The sequence below is a fragment of the Suttonella sp. genome, assembly GCF_056855035.1.
On record NZ_JBXGGR010000095.1, the window covers coordinates 1 to 18546 of the forward strand.

Below are 18546 nucleotides of genomic sequence, written 5' to 3' on the forward strand. Positions count from 1 at the left end.
AAAGGAGAATAAGGTTAAGTTTATAAAAGATTATTTTGCTTAAAAAACGCTAGATAGCACCTATTTTGTCCCTTAGGACTAAAGAACTCGAAAACAGCACCTAAAATGTCCCTTTGCCCAATAACATAGTCAATTCATAACAAATACGAACATTATATTTTTAACCTTAGCTTAGGCGTTTATGCCAGAAAGCACACGCATGACAAATTGTGTTGGGTATAAATATCTAAGCTGCTAATTTATAAAGAGGTAAGTCGGATTCTTGAATCCGACTTACCTGATTGAAAAATGATTAATTTTGACATGAATTGACTATATATTTCTAATCACGTTTTCTTACCCATATAAAAAATACCGGCACAAAGAGCAAGCCCAATATGGTGGATACGATCGTGCCGCCCAAGACTGCCGTGCCGATGCTCACGCGGCTTGCCACTCCTGCTCCTGTGCCTAAGGCAAGCGGCAGTACGCCAAAGGCAAAAGCCAGCGATGTCATGACAATCGGGCGCAGACGCAAACGCGCCGCTTCAATTGCCGCTTGGGCGTAAGTCCTGCCCTGCCTATGCAGTTGCACGGCAAATTCCACGATTAAAATGGCGTTTTTTGCCGCCAAACCGACGGTTGTCAATAAGCCGACTTGGAAAAAAACGTCATTATTCAATCCGCGCAGGCGGGTAAACAGCAATGCGCCCAAAATACCCAAAGCCGCCGCCAGAATCACGGCGAAAGGCACACGCCAGCTTTCATATAAAGCCGCCAAGCAGAGGAAGACAAAAACAATCGAGAGCAGATATAAGAGCGGCGCTTGGCTGCCGGCTTTTTGCTCCTGCAAAGACGAGCCCGTCCATTCATGCAGAAAGCCGCTCGGTAAGGTCTGCATGATGCTTTCCACCTCGCGCATGGCATCGCCGCTGCTGTGTCCTGCGGCGACCGCCGCCACCATATCGACTGCCAAAGCCGCATTAAAACGCAGCAATTGCGGCGGCGCTTCATCCCAGCGCAGTTGCGTAAAACTCGCCAGCGGAATCATGTCTCCTTGGCGGTTGCGCACTTGCCAAGCGTCGATGTCCTGCGGCTGCATACGATAGTCCGCCGCCGCTTGCATATACACGCGTTTTACCCGTCCTTCATGTATAAAATCATTCACATAACTGCCGCCAAATGCCTGCGCCAATAGTTGATTGACCGCCTGCGGCTCAATCTGCTGCGCCGCTGCTTTGAAATCGTCAATCTCAATTACCAATTGGCTGCGCACGTCTTGATTATTCGCTCTTGCGCTGCGCAAAACAGGGCTTTGTTCGGCGGCATTTAAAAACGCATCTTTTGCGGCAAGCAATGCTGCCAATCCTGCGCCGTTCATGTCTTTAATTACAAAGCTCACTTCATTTGCCGCACCCAAGCCGCGCACCACCGGCGGCAGGCTGACGAAGATTCTGGCATCGCGGCGTTGGCGGAGCTCGGCAGTCAAACGCTGCGCCAATGCCGCCGCGCTATGTTGCGCCCCTTCGCGTTCATGCCAAGGTTTGAGGCGCAAGGTCATGATGGCAAAGCCTTGATTGCCGCGAATGCCGGTAATCGCATGTACGTTCTCTACTTCTTCCTGCTGAAGAAAGAGCGCCGTTAATTCCGCGACTGTCTGCTGCGTGCGCACATCGGTCGCGCCGACCGGCAGATTGATGCTGACGCTAATAAAGCCCTGATCTTCCTGTGGCAGAAAAGCGGTCGGTAATTGCTGAAACAAATAAACACAAGTAGCAAGCAGCAAAAGAAAGGCGCAGCACATCGTTTTGCGCCATGCCAAAATACGCGCCAAAGCACGCGCATAAGCGGCGATCAAGCGCTGAAAAGCGCGGTTAAATCCGGCGCCGATGCCTTTGTTACTGCCTTGATTGGGTTTGAGCAATTGCGCACACAATGCCGGCGAAAGCGTCAAAGCCACCAAGACCGAAAAGCCCATCGCCGCAATAATCGTTACTGCAAACTGGCGGTAAATAACGCCCGTCGAACCGGGGAAAAACGCCATCGGCACAAATACCGCCGACAGCACCATGCCCACGCCAATCAAAGCGGAAGAAATCTCGCGCATCGAGGCTTCGGTCGCGGCAAGCGGACTTAATCTCCGTTCATTCATTAACCGCTCCACATTCTCCACCACCACAATCGCATCATCGACCAGCAAGCCAATCGCCAAGACTAAAGCAAACATGGTCAGCATATTCACGGAATAACCCAGCAGCGCCAAGACGCCGAAAGTGCCTAATAAAACCACCGGTACGGCTAAGGCGGGAATCAATGTCGCGCGCCAACTCTGCAAAAATACGAACATCACAATCACAACCAGTAGCACCGCTTCCGCCAAAGTCTTGACCACCTCTTCAATCGAAGCGCGCACGAAAGGCACAGTATCCTGACCGGTCTGCGCCTGCAAATCATAGGGAAAACTCGGCTCAAGCTCGCGGATTTTCGCCTCCACCGCCGCCGCTACCTGCATCGCATTCGCTCCGTCCGCCAGCACAATTCCCAAAGCCCCTGCCGCTTTACCGTCCAACAGACTGCCGACCTCATAGCTTTCCGCACCCAGTTCCACACGCGCCACATCTTTGAGCCGCACCACCGCGCCATTGGCGGCGCTTTTGATAATCACGTCTTCAAACTGCGCCACCGTCTGCAATTTGCCGCGTGCCTGAATCGGCACATTCAGCATCTGCCCCGCTGCCGCCGGCAACTGTCCTAATTGTCCTGCCGACACCTGCGTATTCTGCACTATCAAAGCCGCGCTCACATCCGCAGGCATCAACTGCAAAGCCGCCAAGCGCTCCGGATACAGCCAAATCCGCATCGCATACGGGCTGCCGTATAAATTAACCTCCGCTACGCCGTCAATCCGCGCCAGTACATCCACTACCTGACTTGCCAAATAATCCGTAACCGCCACGCGCGACACCTCGGGACGCGGCGAACTAAACACCCAAGTCACCAAATTTTCCTGACCGCCCTTATTCACACGCACACCGCACGTCTGCACCTCATTCGGCAAACGCGATAATGACTGCGATACCGCATTTTGCACCTGCACCTGTGCGACATCGATATTCGTACCCGCCTCAAAAGTCAGCGTCGTGCGCGAAATACCCGAAGCATCGGCGCTGGAACTCATCGACAGCAAGCCGTCCAAGCCTTTCAGCTGCTGCTCGATAACCTGCGTAACCGAATCATTGACCGTCTGTGCGGAAGCGCCGGCATAGCGCGCCACCACCGATACCTGCGGTGGTGCAATATTGGGATAGCGCTCTAGTGGCAAACGCAGCAAAGCTAATCCACCAGCTAACATAATCAGCAGCGCAATCACCCAGGCAAACACAGGGCGATGAATAAAAAATTGAGCCATTGTCGTCCAAAAAAAGAAAAGAAACGCCGCATTTTACCTGATAGGCAAGAGTAAAAAGCGAATTCGGCAGCAAATAGGGCTTTATCCGCATCCGTTTATACGGATGCTCAACTATTTGTCATAAAGCGGTAACACAAGAGACTTAGAGTAAGACCAGTTTTAAAAAAACCATGAAGGACTGACATGAAAAAAACCTCTCTCGCCGCGCTTATCGCCCTTTCCGCCGTATCTGCCGCCGCACATACGATTTACCCTATCGACCGCGCCACGATTATGGCAGGATCGTTGTTTGACGTAAAAATCGAATTTGATCAGCAAGTCGCGGAAAAAGACGTACAAATATCGCTCAACGGCGAAGCGCTCGGCGAGCAATTGGGCGGTACAAGGGAATTTGTCGCCCAAGAAGACGGCAAGGCGGTATCTTCGCTATGGATACGCGGCGCCGCATTGCATCAAGCAGGCGATTACCGCATTCAAGCACAAGCGGGAGGCAATCAAGCCGACGTACAATGGTCTGTGTATGAAACGCCTGCCGAGCGCAAGGCCAAAAACGTAATTCTCTTTATCGGCGACGGTTTGTCGGTGGCGCACCGCACCGGCGCGCGTATTTTGTCGCAGGGCGTCACAGAAGGCAAAGCCAATGGCAAATTGGCGATGGACAGCTTGCCCTATATGGGCTTTATCGGCACCTCCAGCACCGACTCCATCGCTACCGATAGCGCCAATACCATGAGCGCCTATATGACCGGACATAAATCCGCCGTCAATGCCTTAGGCGTCTATAGTCGGAGAAGTGAAAAAGTAGTACAAGGCGGCGAGCCGCAGGCAGTACAGAGCGTACGGCAAGGCGAACCAAATCCGTAATACTTTTTCAATTCTTTGACTATATGCCAGCCGCTCCGAAGACAATTTCAATCACCCCAAGCAGGAAACCCTAGGCGAATTGCTCAAACGCCGCAGCAATATGGCGGTGGGCATTGTCTCCGATTCGGAGTTGCAGGACGCCACACCGGCGGCAGTCGTCGCGCATACGCGCCGCCGCGCCGACAAGCCGGAGATTACGCAAATGCTCTATGAGGTACGACCGGAGGTTATTTTAGGCGGCGGTTCGGCTTATTTCCTGCCGCAAAGCATTCCCGGATCCAAGCGCAAAGATGAGAAGAATTTTGTCGAACTATTCCAAAAAGACGGCTATCACTTAGTCACCAGCGCCAAAGAATTAACTGCCCTGCCGCCACAGACGGATAAATTATTAGGGCTTTTCCACACCGGCAATATGGACAGCGTACTCGATCGCCGCTTTTTGAAAGAAAACGGCGTCACCGCCAAATTCCCAGAACAACCCGATTTAACCGAAATGACCCAAGCCGCCTTTGATGTCTTATCCAAAAACGAAGACGGATTTTTTCTGATGGTGGAATCGGCGCTCATCGACAAAGCCTCGCATCCTCTGGATTGGGAACGCGCCATCATGAGTACGATTATGCTTGATCAATCGGTAGCCATTGCACAGGAATTCGCCAAATCCCATCCCGATACCCTGATTTTGGTCACCGGCGACCACACCCACGGCATCAGCATCATCGGCACGGTGGACGATAACAAAGAAGGCGAAACCATGCGCGAAAAAGTCGGCGTATACCAGCACGCCGGCTATCCTGATTATCAAGACGCCGACGGCGACGGCTATCCCGACCGCTTAGACGTCGCCAAACGCTTGGCGGTATTTTTCAATAACTTCCCCGATCACTACGAAACCTTCCGGCGATTAAAACAGAAAATAATATTTATGTCGCCAATGAAGCTTATAAGAACGTACCGGGCGCCGTCTTTCGCGAAGGCAATCTGCCCAAAACCAGCGATACTGGCGTGCATTCGGTCGACGATATGGTTATCCAAGCGCAAGGTCCGGGTGCGGAAGCGATTCGCGGCTATATAGAAAACTCGGATCTCTTTCGTATTATCGTCGATGCCTTAGCGATTAAATAATGCGCAGTGTTTTTCTTCATATCGGCAAGGCGGGATGGCTCCCGCTTTTGCTTGTGTGCGGCTTTTTCCTCTCGCCTGCCTACGGCAAAACAATGCTGAATTTCGACGAACTCTATGGCAAAATCTCGGTACTGGGTTTGGAATTCAGTGACAAAGTTAAAAATCTCTCAGGGAAAAAAGTGCGTATTCAGGGCTTTATGGCACCGCCGCTCAAAGCCGACTCGCAATTCTTCGTCCTGACCAAAATGCCGATGGCACTCTGCCCCTTCTGCTCCTCCGACGCCGACTGGCCGCCGGATATTCTGGTCGTCTATCTGCGCAAAAACAAAGTTTTGTGCAATTCAATCAAATCATTCAAGTCGAAGGCGTCTTAGAATTCGGCTCATGGACCGATCCCGAAACGGGTTTTGTCAGCCTTCTGCGCCTGCGCGAAGCCAAATTTTCTTCCTTATAGGCGCATCTTATGCAATTACGCGTTCAACATCTGGCTATCTGCAGCCCCGACCGTCAAGAGCCGATTCTCGTCATTGAAGCATTCGCGCTCACCCCGCAAGCGCAAATCGCCGTATTGGGTGCTTCAGGCGCAGGAAAATCTACATTTTTACATGCAATCAGCGGACTGCTGCCCCTGCAAAAAGGACAAGTGCAATGGGAAGATCAAGATCTTGCCGATTTATCCGCCGGCGCCAAAGACAATTGGCGATTCCAAAATATCGGCATGATTATGCAGAATTTTTATCTGACAATGGGACTAAGCGCCTTAGAAAATGTGCTGCTGCCTTACCGCTTTCGCCATTGGCGGCTGCCGGCGACTATCAAAACCCGGGCGGCGGATTTATTAGCACGCATGAATTTCCCCCATATTCACCGCTGCTGCGAAAAACTCTCGCGCGGCGAAATGCAGCGCGTCGCGATTGCTCGAGCGCTCTTAGGAAAGCCGCGCATCATCATTGCCGACGAACCCACCGCCAGTCTGGATCAAGACAATGCGCAAATTATTGCCGCGCTCCTGCCGCAAATCGCCGCCCAAGAACAGTGCAGCCTTATCGTCAGTACGCACGAACAGCGATTAGCGGCGGCATTGCCGCAAAGCCTTATCCTAAACAAAGGACGCATCGTTCAGGAGACAAACTAAATGTTGCACCTTAAATTATTACTGCTCGATATTAAAAAACATCTCTTCGGCAGCTTGGTAATGATCTTGCTGATTGCCAGCGCCGTCGCCTTAAGTATAGGGGTAAATTTGCAAGAACGCGCCTTTCGCGAAGGCAGCGCACGCGCCGCCGAACGCTTTGACCTGCTCATCGGCGCCAAAGGCAGCGAAATCCAATTGGTCTTATCCGGCGTTTATCTGCAAGCCGCGCCCCTGCCCTTATTAGATACGGACATATTGAAAGACCTGCAAAATCATCCGCAAGTAGCATGGGCGGCACCATTGGCCTTCGGCGATTTCTATCAAGGTATGCCGATTATCGGCACCAGCAAAGTCTTTATCGACGGCAACGGCAGCAAAAATCTGCAAGGACGCAATATCGAACGCGCATTTGAAGCGGTTGTCGGCGTGCATAGCGGTCTTGTCATCGGACAAAGCTTCTCCCCGATGCACGGCGACATCGGCAGCGAAGGTGCACATAGCCACGACAACATCACCTACACCGTCGTCGGCATTTTGCCCGAAGACCACAGCATTTGGGATAAGGCGATATTAGTGCCGATAGAGGCGGTCTGGGACATTCATGCCGATCACGACAGCCATCCCTTAGGCACGCATACCCATACCGACGGCAGCATTCATTACGCGCCCAGCTTCATCAATGCGCTTAGCGACGTACATGAACATAGCGAACTGGGCATTTCCGCCATCGTCGTCAAACCCAAAGGCGTTGCCGATGCCTATAATCTGAGAAGTTTCTACCGCCGCCATGAAAAAACCCAAGCCGTCTTTCCTACCGAAGTCTTGGTACGCATGTACGGACTCTTAGGCGACAGCAAAGCCGTCTTAAACGCCTTCGCACTCGCCGCACAAATTCTGGTCGCGGTGGCATTATTGATGGTCATTACCCTACATCTGCGCCGTCAAGCACCGCAGATTGCGGCTTGGCGCATTTTCGGCGCGCCGCGGCATAAAATCCTGCTCTTTATCTGGCTGAGCCTGTTAGCAATGATTGCTGTAGCTCTGCTGCTGGGCATTGCCTTCGGCTACCTTGCCGCCGCTTATTTTGCCGAAAGCATCAGCGCGCGCAGCGGTTTCGCTCTTTTTATCCGCTTTGCCGAAGAAGACGTTTATTTAATCGCCATACTGCTGCTCGGCGCTATGGTCATGGCACTGATCCCTTCTTTGATGCTCTACCGCCGCAGCCCCTTGAGCGATTTGCAGCATCCGCAATAAAGCCGATACTCTGAGCCAAGCCGCGTGTCATCTGAATTATAAAAAGATACAATGCTTCTTTTCACTTAGGAAAACATATGCAATTCGCCTTTATCAGCCGCAGCCATCAGCCGATAAGCCCTAACGGCGCGCCTCAATTCTTAGGCAATCAATTCAAACTACTCAATCCTATCTTACTCGACACCACCGCCATTTCCCCCACCGATGCCAATCCTTCGTCATGGGAAGTCGGCTTTTTTCAGGGCTCGCCTTTTGCTCAGCATTTGCGGATTGATTTTATGGACGTCGGTGCCGTAGAAGAGCAAGAGATTGACAAATTTCTCTTTGCCCACAGCCGCCAATCGCAGGAATGGATCAGCCGCGTATTTTTCGCCGCCCACGATCAAAACGCGCCGATAACGGCGGAGAACATCACATCGCCTAGCGCCGCCCTACTGCGCAAAGCCTCTCTCTTTATCCGCAATTCCAAAACCCTGAGCTTTTCGGAACTCAATATCTTATCCAACAGCCTGCGCTATATCGACTCGCGCGGCATGATGATTTTCAGCTACTACGCCAATGAGAATACGCGAAAACACAATTACCGCCTCGCCCTCTTGCTCATGCTCGGACATGCCTATCGCCTTGCTATGCAGCAAATCAGCGAATCTCTGGCGGAAATACTGAAAAATCAGGAAATTGAAAAACTGGACGCTTTATACCGCGAAGCGGCGACTTTCAATGCGCGTTTTTATTTCGCCCAACCGATACGCCTGAATAACTATCCGAGCGCCAGCGCTTGGGAAGACATCCGCGACAGCTTGCAGCTGGAAGCGCAAAATCAGGAAATCAGCCGCCAAATCACGCAAGTCCATCAAATTCTAAGCCATTGCCAAAGCAAAGAAGAGCAAAGCCGCGAAAAAGAACAGGCGGAGCGCGAAAAAATCCAATTGCAGCAAATGGAAAAAAGCAACCGCAAAATCGCCCTCTTCGGTACCATTATCTCTCTCATCGGATTGGTGGAAGTGGCGAATACGCTAATGGAATGGTTCGGCGCATGAGCATCATCGTCCTGATTTACCGACAATACCGCCGCCAATTTCTGCTCATGCTGCTTCTAAGCAGCTTCTCCGGCGCCTTGGGCATCGCCACGCTTTCCTATATCAACCGCTTTTTGCTCCAAACAGAAGCCATCCATACCCATAGCGGCCGGCAATTCATCGCCATTATCGCTCTCTATTTTGCCTTATCGGTCTTCGCGCAATATCAACTCGCCAAACTGGGGCAAAATTTCATCTATGAAATGCAAACGCGCTTAGTCAAGCAAATCTTAGACAGCGAGGAAATCCGCATTCAGCAAGCCGGCAAAGCCCGCATCCTTGCCAGTCTCTCCGGCGACATCCGCAGCCTATCCTTTGCCTTCACGCGTCTGCCCGAAATGGCACAGGGACTGCTTTTCACCCTTGCCTGCAGCCTGTATCTGATCAGCCTTTCCTTCAAACTCTTTGCCATTACCGCCCTGCTCTTGCTGCTGATGATGATAGGCAGCCACAGTTTATTGCTGCGTCATCACCGGCAATTCCGCCAAATGCGCCGCAGCGATGACGAGATTTACCGTCACTATCAAAGCGCGCTTGAAGGACACAAAGAGCTGCTGCTCAATCGCCGCCGCGCCCAACGTTTTTTCGAAGAAGAATATCTGCAATCGATTGAAAAAAAGCACCATTTTCATCTCAAAGGCGATCTTTACCAAGCCTTATCCGCCAATTGGAGCAACAGCATCATGCTCGCCGCGGTAGGCATTATTTTCTATCTTGCCCTGCATCGAGGTTGGGCAAGCATAAATGAAGCCGCCAGTATCAGTATGGCGGTTTTATTCATGCGTGCGCCTTTAAGCGCCGCTATTTCCGCTCTGCCGGCATTGATGCAAAGCGAAGTCGCCGTCAAAGCCCTGCAATCCCTATCCCTTGCGCCCTATCAGCACACATTTGCCGAACAGCATGCTCTGCCGGAAGACTGGCAGCATATTCGCTTGGAAAACATTTCATATCGGCATCCCAGTCAAGGCGGGCAAGTCTTCGCCCTTGATAACATTCATCTTAATATCCGCCGCGGCGAAACCCTATTTCTGATTGGTGCTAACGGCTCGGGCAAATCTACGCTTTCTCTCATTCTTACAGGACTATATGCCCCTGACAGCGGCAAGATTTTTCTTGACGACATAGAAATCCATGCGGCAAACCGCAGCGCCTACCGTCAATACTTCTCCGCCGTTTTCACGGAATTTCATCTCTTTGAACAACTGCTGGGCAGCGACGGAAAGAATGCCGACGAAACCCAATTGCAACAATGGCTGAAGCATCTGCAACTTGAAAATAAAGTCCTGACCCAAGAGCAACGGCTGCTCAATGCCAAACTCTCGCAAGGACAAAGAAAACGCCTTGCCCTGCTCTCAGCCGTGCTGGAAAAACGCCCGATTCTCTTGCTTGACGAATGGGCGGCGGACCAAGACCCGCAATTTCGCCGCTATTTTTACGAAATCCTGCTGCCCCTGCTGAAAGCGCAAGGTCATACCATCATCGCTATTAGTCATGACGACAGATATTTCCAATATGCCGACCGCATTTTGAGCATGGAAAACGGCAAATCAAGTTCTGATAGTAAATTCAAGGCATAAAAAAAGCAGCCCTTTGGCTGCTTTCCCTGTTTCGGCGTTTAACGCTGACGCGCTTTAAAACGCGGATTAGATTTGCAAATCACGAAGATTTTGCCGCGGCGACGTACGACTTGGCAATCGCGGCTGCGTGTTTTAGCCGATTTCAGTGAAGATAATACTTGCATGTTGAGCTCCTTTATTTGAAACAGTGTAACATTATATGCTTTTTTCGCGACTGTGCAAGCCGAACGCCGCCGAAGCGGCGTTTAAACAACAAATATAATCAATTCATAACAAAATTAATCTCTTGTAGGTCAGATACTTGTATCCGACATTGCTTAAAATATCAATTTGTCGGATTCAAGAATCCGACCTACATCTCTATAAATTAGTAAGTTAGGATTTTATGCCCAATATAATTTGTCATAATTTGTGTTAATCAGGCACGAACCCTAATCTAAGATTTAAAATATAGCGTTCGTTTTTGTTATGAATCACACCATAAATGCCTTTCTAATACAGTTCGCTATTGGTATTGAGCAATGAAGTGTCGGTAAATTCGCCGCTGATTTCAGTTTCCAGCAGCAATTCGCCGTCTTTTAATAAGACTTCCACATGACCGCCATGCTGCGCCAATTCGCCGAAAAGCATTTTTTCCGCCAAGGCTTGCTTGATATGCTTTTGAATGAGGCGCGCCATCGGGCGTGCGCCCATTTTGGGGTCATAGCCTTTTTCCGCCAGCCAGTTTTTCGCTTCGGGAGAGAGGCTGATGCTGATATGGCGGTCTTCCAATTGCTGTTCCAATTCGATAATGAATTTGTCCACTACGTGCTTGATGCTTTGTTTGGACAGCGGTGCAAAGGGAATAATCGCATCCAGACGATTGCGGAATTCGGGCGTGAAATAGCGTTTAATCGCTTCTTCCGAGCGTCCTTTTGCCAAATGGCTATCCGCCGTATTGCCGAAGCCGATGCGGTTTTTCTCCATTTCAAAAGCGCCGACGTTGCTGGTCATGATGATGATCAGATTGCGGCAATTCACTTCGCGCCCGTTGGCGTCGGTCAGCGTGCCGTGATCCATGATTTGCAAAAGAATGTTCATAATATCGGGATGCGCTTTTTCGATTTCATCCAAGAGCAGTACGGCATGAGGATTTTTCTGGATTTTTTCCGTAAGCAGTCCCGCTTTTTCATAGCCGACATAGCCCGGCGGTGCGCCGATTAAACGCGATACGGTATGCGCTTCCATATATTCGCTCATATCAAAGCGCAGCAATTTTATCCCCAGTACATGCGCTAATTGGCGGCAGACTTCGGTTTTCCCCACGCCTGTCGGGCCGGTGAATAAGAAGCTGCCGATAGGTTTTTCTTTATCCCGTAGTCCTGCGCGGCTGAGTTTAATCGCATTGCTTAACGAGGTAATCGCTTCGTCTTGCCCGAAAACGACGGTTTTCAAATCGCGCTCAAGGGTGCGCAATAGATTACGATCATCTTGAGAGACGCTTTTTTCCGGAATTTTAGCAATCGATGCCACCAATTGCTCAATCATGATGGCATCAATGGCATTGGCGCGTTCTTCCTGCGGCAATAATTTCAACCTTGCCCCCGCCTCGTCCATCAAATCGATGGCTTTATCGGGCAGGCAGCGGTCATTGATGTAGCGATCGGAGAGATTGACCGCCGCATCAAGGGCTTCGTCTAAATATTGCGTCGCATGGAAATCTTCGTAACGTTTGCGCAAGCCGCGCAGGATTTCCACCGCATCGCTCAAGCTCGGCTCCGCCACATCGACTTTTTGGAAACGCCGCGCCAAGGCATGGTCTTGCTCGAAAATTTGCCGGTATTCTTGGTCGGTGGTCGCGCCAATGCAGCGCAATTCGCCGTTTGCCAAGGCGGGTTTGATGAGATTGGAAGCGTCCATCGTACTGCCGTTGGTCGCGCCGGCGCCGATAATGGTATGAATTTCGTCAATAAAAAGAATGGCATTCTTAATTTGCGCCAATTCTTTCAATAAGGCTTTGATGCGGTTTTCAAAATCGCCACGGTATTTGGTGCCGGCAATCAAATTCCCGATATCTAGGCTGAATACGGTGGCATCCGCCAGAATTTCAGGCACTTTGCCGTCCACAATCGCCTTCGCCAGTCCTTCGGCAATCGCAGTTTTGCCTACGCCGGCTTCGCCCACCAAAATGGGATTGTTTTTGCGTCGTCTGCACAGGCTTTGCATGGTACGCTCAATTTCTTTATCGCGCCCAATTAAGGGATCGATACGACCCTGCCGCGCTTTTTCATTCAAATTCACGGTAAATTCCTGCACGGCGGACTGACGCGGCGCCTGCTTGCCTTCTTCTTCATTTTCGCTGTTGTGCTCGGCGGTACGCGCGCTGCCGTGCGAGGCGTAAGTCGCCAAATCCAAGCGCGTAATTTCTTGTTTGCGCAAGAAGAAAGCGGCATAGCTGTCGCGTTCGCTAATAATTGCAATCACCGCATTCAGGCATGACACTTCGTCTTTGCCGGCATTGCGCGCATTCAATACGCTGCGCTGAATCATTCTTTGGAAAACCATCGTCGGCTTGGTGCCTTCGCTGCTTTCCTGCGCCAGTTTCGGGCAATGTTCTTCCAGATATTGATTCAACTGCTCGCGCAATTCGTTCAAATTCGCGCCCAAATGTAGCAGAGCATCAATCACGCTTTGATCTTCCAAGAGCGCAAGCAATAAATGCTCAAGCGTTAAAAATTCGTGATGTGCACTCTGCGCGCTACGGTAAGCGCGGTCAATCGCCTGTTCTAAAGCATTAGATAACATAATAAAATCCCCCTTAATGCGGACGCAGCGTGAGCATCAAAGGATACCCATGCGACCGCGCATAATCAATCACTTGTTCTTTGCGCATTTCGGCAATCTCCAGCGGATAAATCGCCGCCACCGCCGAGCCTTTTTCATGCACGGCAAACATAATCGCCTCCGCTTCCTCCGCGTTTTTTTGAAAGAAGCGCCGCAATACCTCAATCACAAAGTCCATCGTCGTGTAATCATCATTGAGTAGCACCACCTCGTATAAACGCGGTTCTTCAATCTCCGGTTTTGCCAATTCCACATCGGCGCCGTATTCGCCCTGCCGCTCCGTCATTATTCACCTGTCCTATTTTCGCTCTCGCCTTGATGGGGTTGAAAGCGGCAAAATCAAGCCGCACAATAGCGGCTTAGCTTTCAATTTGGAAATCCTCATGTCCGCACTCATTTACCGCCTCATGCCTCATAGCGCGCACCGCCTGCGCATCCGTTTGCAGATTGCCTCAGCAGGCGAAAAATTGCAATCCTATTTGCCGATTTGGATTCCCGGCAGCTACACGCGCCGCGATTTCTCGCGCTATCTCAATATCCTCAAAGTAGAAAACAACGGTAAAACCGTCGATTGGCAGCTCGAGAATCCTTCCGCTTGGTCGGCGCAGGGCGAAGCGGGCGACTGGCTGGTGGAATACGAGGTCTATGCCCGCGATTATTCCGTGCGCGGCTGCTATTTAGACGACGTCCGCGCGATGATAAACCCTGCCTGCGCCTGCCTTGCCGTGCGCGGTGCGGAACAAGCCGAACATCATCTCATCTGGCAAGCTGATGAAAGCCGACGCGATTGGCACAGCGCCGGCGCCATTCCCAGCGCCGATAATCAATGGCGATTCGAGGATTACCAAACGCTCATCGACACGCCGCTGATGTTCGCCCGCGATTTGCTGCGCTGCGAATTTGAAGCCGGCGGTATCCGCCATGAAATTGCCGTCTGCGGACATCACGGACAAGAAGACGATATCGCGCTGAAATTGCTCGACAATGATATTGCCGACATCTGCCGCAATACCATCGCCCAATTCGGCGGATTGCCCGAAGACGTGCCGTTTTACAGTTTTCTGCTCTTCTTAACCGAAAACGGCTACGGCGGACTGGAACACCAACGCAGCACCCTGCTCATTTCTTCCCGCGAAGCCTTTAGTCATGGCAATAAACAATCTTATATTCAGCTACTTAATTTATTCTCACACGAATATTTCCATACTTGGAACGTCAAATCTCTGCGCCCCAAAGCCTATGCCAAAGGCTATGAACTTGAACACGAACACATCAGCGACATGCTTTGGCTCTTTGAAGGCTTTACCGCCTATTTCGACAGCCTCATTCTGCTGCGCGCCAATACCATCGACAAAGCGCAATATCTGCGCCTTTTCAGCCAAGACATCAGCCGCCATCTGCAAAGACAAGGGCAACACTATCAGACCCTTGCCCGCTCGAGCCTCGAATCGTGGACCAAACTCTACAATGGCGGAGAAAACGCCCCCAATATTTCCACCAACTACTACATACACGGCGCGCTTGCCGCATGGTGTATCGACGCCTATCTGCACCGCTACAGCTTGGATCGGCAAGGACTCGACCAACGCCTTGCCGAAATCTGGCAACAGGCGGCATACCGCGCACAAGGCATTGACGAAGCAGACTTTATCCGCCACGCACAAAGCCGATTGCCGCCCGAGCGGCAGGCGGAATTTGCGGACTTCATCCGCCGTCTCATACATGAATGCGACTACCTGCCCTTGGAATTTGCCGCCGAAACCTTCGGATTACGCCTGAAATACTACGCGCCGCCGCAAGAAACGAACGCCATCGGCAATCATCAGCTGACCGCCGTCACGGAAGCGGGCATCCGCTGGCAAGAACAGCAAGGCAAATTCTACGTCCGCCTCAATGACCCCGACAGCCCGGCGGCAAAAGCAGGCATCGCCGCTAATGACGAAATTATTGCCGTCTGCGGCGAACAGGCGAATGCGGCGAATCTATGGCGGCGCCTCATGCGCGGCAGCGGCGGCGAAACCGTCAGCATACACATTCTGCGCGACGGGCTGCACCATGAATACTCATGGAAACTCCGTCTCGCCAATTACGATACCGCTTGGCTCAGCATTGACGAACAAGCGGAAAACGAGGCGACAGACCGCCGCAGACAATGGTGGCGGACACGTTCTGCCAAGCGCTGAACGCCTGCCGCCCGACGGCAAATTCACTATAATAAGCGGCAGAATCGACAACCAAACAGGAGAAGGACTCATGACCGCCAGCATTACCCTGCCGCGCTTTGACGATATGCACGTGCATTTTCGCGACGGCGCCGCGCTCAAACGCACCGTTGCCGACACCAGCCGCTGGTGCGCGCGCGCTCTCATCATGCCGAATCTCGTGCCGGCGGTGGACAGCATCGCCGCCGTGCAAAGCTACCGCGAACGCATCATCGCCCACATACCGCCCGAGCATGATTTTACGCCGCTGATGAGTCTTTATCTCAGCGAACATTTAAGCCCCGACACCGTCCGCCAAGCCAAAGCCGCCAGCATCGTCGCCATCAAATGGTATCCCAAAGGCGCGACCACCAATTCTGCGCAAGGCGTGGCAAACGTCGACAGCCTCGCCCCCGTCTTGGAAGCCATGCAAAAAGAAGGACTGCTGCTGCTCATTCACGGCGAAGTTACCGATGCCGACATCGACATCTTCAACCGCGAAAGCCGTTTTATCGAGCGAATACTCATGCCGCTGCGGCGCAACTTCCCCGCCTTAAAAATCGTGATGGAACACATCACCACCGCCCAAGCGGTGCAATACGTTCGCAGCCAAAGCGAACATCTCGCCGCCACCATCACGCCGCAGCATCTGCTCTTTAACCGCAACCGTCTGCTTGTCGGCGGCGTCAAACCGCATTACTACTGCCTGCCGATTCTGAAAACCGAAAGCGACCGCCTCGCTCTAATTGACGCCGCTACCAGCGGCGACCCGCGCTTTTTCTTAGGCACGGACAGCGCTCCGCATGCCAAACACACGAAAGAAAACGCCTGCGGCTGCGCGGGCTGCTACACCGCTTGGCATGCGCCGGCACTCTATGCGCAAGTCTTTGACAGCGTCGGCAAACTGGACAAATTAAAAGACTTCGCCTGCCGCTTTGGCGCGGATTATTACGGACTGCCGTATAACGGCGGCGAAATCGTCCTGAAAAAACAAGCCATGCACATCCCCGAGCATCTGCCTTATTTGGAAGACAGCGCAGTCGTCGCGCTGGAAGGCGGCAGCCAATGGCAATGGTCTATGGAGATTTGATTCAACAATAGGCACGTTTTAATAAATCATCAGCATATGCCGCAATATTGCGGCATATCGCGTAAACAAACACTCACATCACTCGCCGTTTTCCGCGCCGATTTCTTCCAACATCGCCATTTCCAAATCGTCAAAACCCGCCTGCAAACGCGCCTGCATATTGAAAGGACCTTTGATTTTGTTGCGCAAATAGCCGGTCAGCAAGTCGGCAAAGGTGCTGCGGTAATCCAAATTGCGCAGCTCGCAGCAATATTTGAACCAATGCGAGCCAATCGCCACATGTCCGTGTTCGTCGCGGTAAATAATATCGAGCAATCTGGCGGTGCGTTCCTCGCCGACTTGGCGCAATTTTTCTTGGATTTGCGGGGTAACGTCCAGTCCGCGCGCTTCCATTACACGCGGCACCAATGCCATGCGCACCATTACATCATGCTCGGTTTCCACGCAGGCCTCCCATAAGCCGGCATGGGCGGGAAAATCGCCGTAATCCGCGCCCAGCTCTTGCAGGCGCTGCACAATCAAACTGAAATGGTAGGCCTCTTCTTTTGCCACACGAATCCAGTCGCGGTAATACTCTTCGGGCATTTCCTGAAAGCGGTAAGCCGCATCCAGCGACAAATTCATCGCATTAAATTCAATATGGGCAATGGCATGCAGCATCGCCTGCAAACCTTCCTTGCTACCCATGCGGCGGCGCGGCACATCTTTAGGCGCAACTAATACCGGCTTGGCGGGGCGACCCGCATCCGGCACCGATTGCACGGTACAAGGCTTGCGCTCGAATAAACCGTCGCGGTAGCCGTAATACAAAGCATAGGTTTGGCGGATTTTGTCGTCAGGGTCCTTGCTCATCAAGGCTTGGTAAATCGCTTGATATAAATCTGCTTGCATGTTTTGCTCCTAAAAAACAGGCATTTTATAGTCTCTTCAGATTAAAATGATATGTCTTAAAGCAATATATTGAAATATTTTTCAATATGTTGAAAATTTTATCGTCTCATTTTAATCTGAAGAAGCTATATAGTATCTTAAGGTCAAAATGAGAAGTAGAGATGCGGTCTTTTTCAGGAGAAGCGCTTGAGATAATCTCATCTTGAAGTTAAGGGATAAGTGGCAAAAAACGGCTATTTCTGGCAAGGCGTAGGCGCAATCGCCTATACTGCCTGCTTTAAACACCGAGAGCCTCCATGCCACGCGCCGAGAATTATTTTGCCGCCATTGACACGCATTTTTTAAAAGCCATTTACGACAGTCCCAAGGGTGCTATCCGCCTTGCTGTTTTGCAACGCGATTTAGCCCCGCTGCTTAATCAAGAGCCGCTGAAGATTCTAGATATCGGCGGCGGTGCAGGACAAATGGCGCTATGGTGCGCCGGTTTGGGGCATAAAGTGACCCTTATCGATCAATCGCCGCCCTTATTGGCAAAAGCCCAAGCCGCTGCGCAAGCCGCACACTTATCATTGCATTGTCTGGAAGCCGATGCCTTGTCGCTGCCGCCTGAGCTTGCCGTCGGCGAATTTGATCTCGTGTTATGTCATGCCGTTTTGGAATGGGTGGCGCAAGGCGAAGCGCTGTTTGCCGCCTGCGTCAAGGCATTAAAGAAAGGCGGCTGTCTATCCTTTATGTTTTACAACCGCTTGGCATTGGAATTCACCCAACACGTCTTCGGCAATTTCGATTATGTCGATGCGGGGCTGAAAGCCAAAAAACGCGCCAAACTCACACCCGATTATCCGCGCGAGTTGCAATGGGTACAGACTCAAGCCGCCGCACAGGGATTGCAGGCGCTAAGCATCAGCGGCATCCGCTGTTTTTACGACTACATGAAACCCAAAGACCGCGAAGCCAATACGCTGGAAAACATCATCGCACATGAAGTCGCCCTATCCGAACGCGCGGAATTTCTGCCTGTCGCGCGCTATATTCACAGCCTGTGGCGCAAGGATTAATCCATAAAAAAATCGCTCGATAAGAGCGATTTTTTAATCTTGCTGACAAAGCAGCATCAGC

The 18546-nt window shown here is 51.6% G+C and carries 13 protein-coding genes and 2 pseudogenes; 10 read left to right on the forward strand and 5 right to left on the reverse strand.

Annotation, left to right across the window (positions count from 1 at the left end):
- Positions 1-322 precede the first annotated feature (322 nt).
- Positions 323-3388, reverse strand: coding sequence for a multidrug efflux RND transporter permease subunit (locus tag ACJHVI_RS08465; protein WP_483184308.1), 3066 nt, complete (start codon positions 3386-3388; stop codon positions 323-325).
- 183 nt (positions 3389-3571) lie between these two features.
- On the opposite strand from ACJHVI_RS08465, the gene ACJHVI_RS08470 reads away from it, so the two are divergent.
- The 7 genes and pseudogenes from ACJHVI_RS08470 (at position 3572) to ACJHVI_RS08500 (ending at position 10422) form a co-directional block, all read left to right on the forward strand.
- Entirely contained in the window at positions 3572-4252 is a 681-nt protein-coding gene (locus tag ACJHVI_RS08470; RefSeq protein ID WP_483184309.1) for an alkaline phosphatase, read from the forward strand.
- 49 nt (positions 4253-4301) lie between these two features.
- Positions 4302-5377 (forward strand): annotated as a pseudogene (locus tag ACJHVI_RS08475) (alkaline phosphatase); the annotation flags it as partial.
- A pseudogene (locus ACJHVI_RS08480) lies at positions 5377-5831 on the forward strand (hypothetical protein). The pseudogenes ACJHVI_RS08475 and ACJHVI_RS08480, both read left to right, overlap by 1 nt.
- 9 nt (positions 5832-5840) lie before the next feature.
- The gene (locus ACJHVI_RS08485; protein ID WP_483184310.1) at positions 5841-6512 is read left to right on the forward strand and encodes an ABC transporter ATP-binding protein; all 672 of its coding nucleotides are present in this window, start codon (positions 5841-5843) and stop codon (positions 6510-6512) included.
- Positions 6513-7766 (forward strand): FtsX-like permease family protein, encoded by a 1254-nt coding sequence (locus ACJHVI_RS08490; protein ID WP_483184311.1) that lies wholly within the window; start codon positions 6513-6515, stop codon positions 7764-7766.
- Between the two features lie 77 nt (positions 7767-7843).
- Positions 7844-8806: a hypothetical protein gene (locus ACJHVI_RS08495; RefSeq protein ID WP_483184312.1), complete on the forward strand. Its 963-nt coding sequence runs from the start codon at positions 7844-7846 to the stop codon at positions 8804-8806.
- Complete coding sequence (locus ACJHVI_RS08500; RefSeq protein WP_483184313.1) at positions 8803-10422, forward strand: multidrug ABC transporter permease/ATP-binding protein; 1620 nt, start codon at positions 8803-8805, stop codon at positions 10420-10422. The genes ACJHVI_RS08495 and ACJHVI_RS08500 overlap by 4 nt, the downstream gene beginning before the upstream one ends.
- Positions 10423-10460: 38 nt before the next feature.
- Here the strand turns inward: ACJHVI_RS08500 and ykgO are convergent, their stop codons facing one another.
- From ykgO to ACJHVI_RS08515, 3 genes are all read right to left on the reverse strand, one after another.
- The gene (ykgO, locus tag ACJHVI_RS08505) at positions 10461-10586 is read right to left on the reverse strand and encodes a type B 50S ribosomal protein L36 (protein ID WP_483184314.1); all 126 of its coding nucleotides are present in this window, start codon (positions 10584-10586) and stop codon (positions 10461-10463) included.
- 328 nt (positions 10587-10914) lie between these two features.
- Positions 10915-13206 carry an ATP-dependent Clp protease ATP-binding subunit ClpA gene (gene clpA / locus ACJHVI_RS08510; RefSeq protein WP_483184315.1) on the reverse strand — a complete coding sequence of 764 codons (2292 nt, stop codon included), beginning with the start codon at positions 13204-13206 and terminating at the stop codon, positions 10915-10917.
- A 13-nt stretch (positions 13207-13219) separates the two neighbouring features.
- Positions 13220-13531 carry an ATP-dependent Clp protease adaptor ClpS gene (locus tag ACJHVI_RS08515; RefSeq protein WP_483184316.1) on the reverse strand — a complete coding sequence of 104 codons (312 nt, stop codon included), beginning with the start codon at positions 13529-13531 and terminating at the stop codon, positions 13220-13222.
- 97 nt (positions 13532-13628) lie between these two features.
- On the opposite strand from ACJHVI_RS08515, the gene ACJHVI_RS08520 reads away from it, so the two are divergent.
- Positions 13629-15428: a M61 family metallopeptidase gene (locus ACJHVI_RS08520; RefSeq protein ID WP_483184317.1), complete on the forward strand. Its 1800-nt coding sequence runs from the start codon at positions 13629-13631 to the stop codon at positions 15426-15428.
- A 70-nt stretch (positions 15429-15498) separates the two neighbouring features.
- Positions 15499-16536 carry a dihydroorotase gene (gene pyrC, locus ACJHVI_RS08525; RefSeq protein WP_483184326.1) on the forward strand — a complete coding sequence of 346 codons (1038 nt, stop codon included), beginning with the start codon at positions 15499-15501 and terminating at the stop codon, positions 16534-16536.
- A 78-nt stretch (positions 16537-16614) separates the two neighbouring features.
- Here pyrC and ACJHVI_RS08530 read toward each other — a convergent pair whose 3' ends face one another.
- On the reverse strand, positions 16615-17427 hold the full coding sequence (locus ACJHVI_RS08530; protein ID WP_483184318.1) for a ferritin-like domain-containing protein: 813 nt from the start codon (positions 17425-17427) through the stop codon (positions 16615-16617).
- Positions 17428-17723: 296 nt separating this feature from the next.
- Here ACJHVI_RS08530 and ACJHVI_RS08535 point away from each other — a divergent pair, with 296 nt between their 5' ends.
- Positions 17724-18485, forward strand: a complete 762-nt coding sequence (locus tag ACJHVI_RS08535; protein ID WP_483184319.1) for a methyltransferase domain-containing protein — start codon at positions 17724-17726, stop codon at positions 18483-18485.
- Positions 18486-18546: the final 61 nt, after the last annotated feature.

Coding starts and splice junctions, on each gene's coding strand:
- ACJHVI_RS08500 (WP_483184313.1), top strand. CDS start 8,803: ATGAGCATCATCGTCCTGATTTACCGACAATACCGCCGCCAATTTCTG.
- ACJHVI_RS08515 (WP_483184316.1), bottom strand. CDS start 13,531: ATGACGGAGCGGCAGGGCGAATACGGCGCCGATGTGGAATTGGCAAAA.
- pyrC (WP_483184326.1), top strand. CDS start 15,499: ATGACCGCCAGCATTACCCTGCCGCGCTTTGACGATATGCACGTGCAT.
- clpA (WP_483184315.1), bottom strand. CDS start 13,206: ATGTTATCTAATGCTTTAGAACAGGCGATTGACCGCGCTTACCGTAGC.
- ACJHVI_RS08490 (WP_483184311.1), top strand. CDS start 6,513: ATGTTGCACCTTAAATTATTACTGCTCGATATTAAAAAACATCTCTTC.
- ACJHVI_RS08535 (WP_483184319.1), top strand. CDS start 17,724: ATGCCACGCGCCGAGAATTATTTTGCCGCCATTGACACGCATTTTTTA.
- ACJHVI_RS08520 (WP_483184317.1), top strand. CDS start 13,629: ATGTCCGCACTCATTTACCGCCTCATGCCTCATAGCGCGCACCGCCTG.
- ACJHVI_RS08470 (WP_483184309.1), top strand. CDS start 3,572: ATGAAAAAAACCTCTCTCGCCGCGCTTATCGCCCTTTCCGCCGTATCT.
- ACJHVI_RS08485 (WP_483184310.1), top strand. CDS start 5,841: ATGCAATTACGCGTTCAACATCTGGCTATCTGCAGCCCCGACCGTCAA.
- ACJHVI_RS08465 (WP_483184308.1), bottom strand. CDS start 3,388: ATGGCTCAATTTTTTATTCATCGCCCTGTGTTTGCCTGGGTGATTGCG.
- ACJHVI_RS08530 (WP_483184318.1), bottom strand. CDS start 17,427: ATGCAAGCAGATTTATATCAAGCGATTTACCAAGCCTTGATGAGCAAG.
- ykgO (WP_483184314.1), bottom strand. CDS start 10,586: ATGCAAGTATTATCTTCACTGAAATCGGCTAAAACACGCAGCCGCGAT.
- ACJHVI_RS08495 (WP_483184312.1), top strand. CDS start 7,844: ATGCAATTCGCCTTTATCAGCCGCAGCCATCAGCCGATAAGCCCTAAC.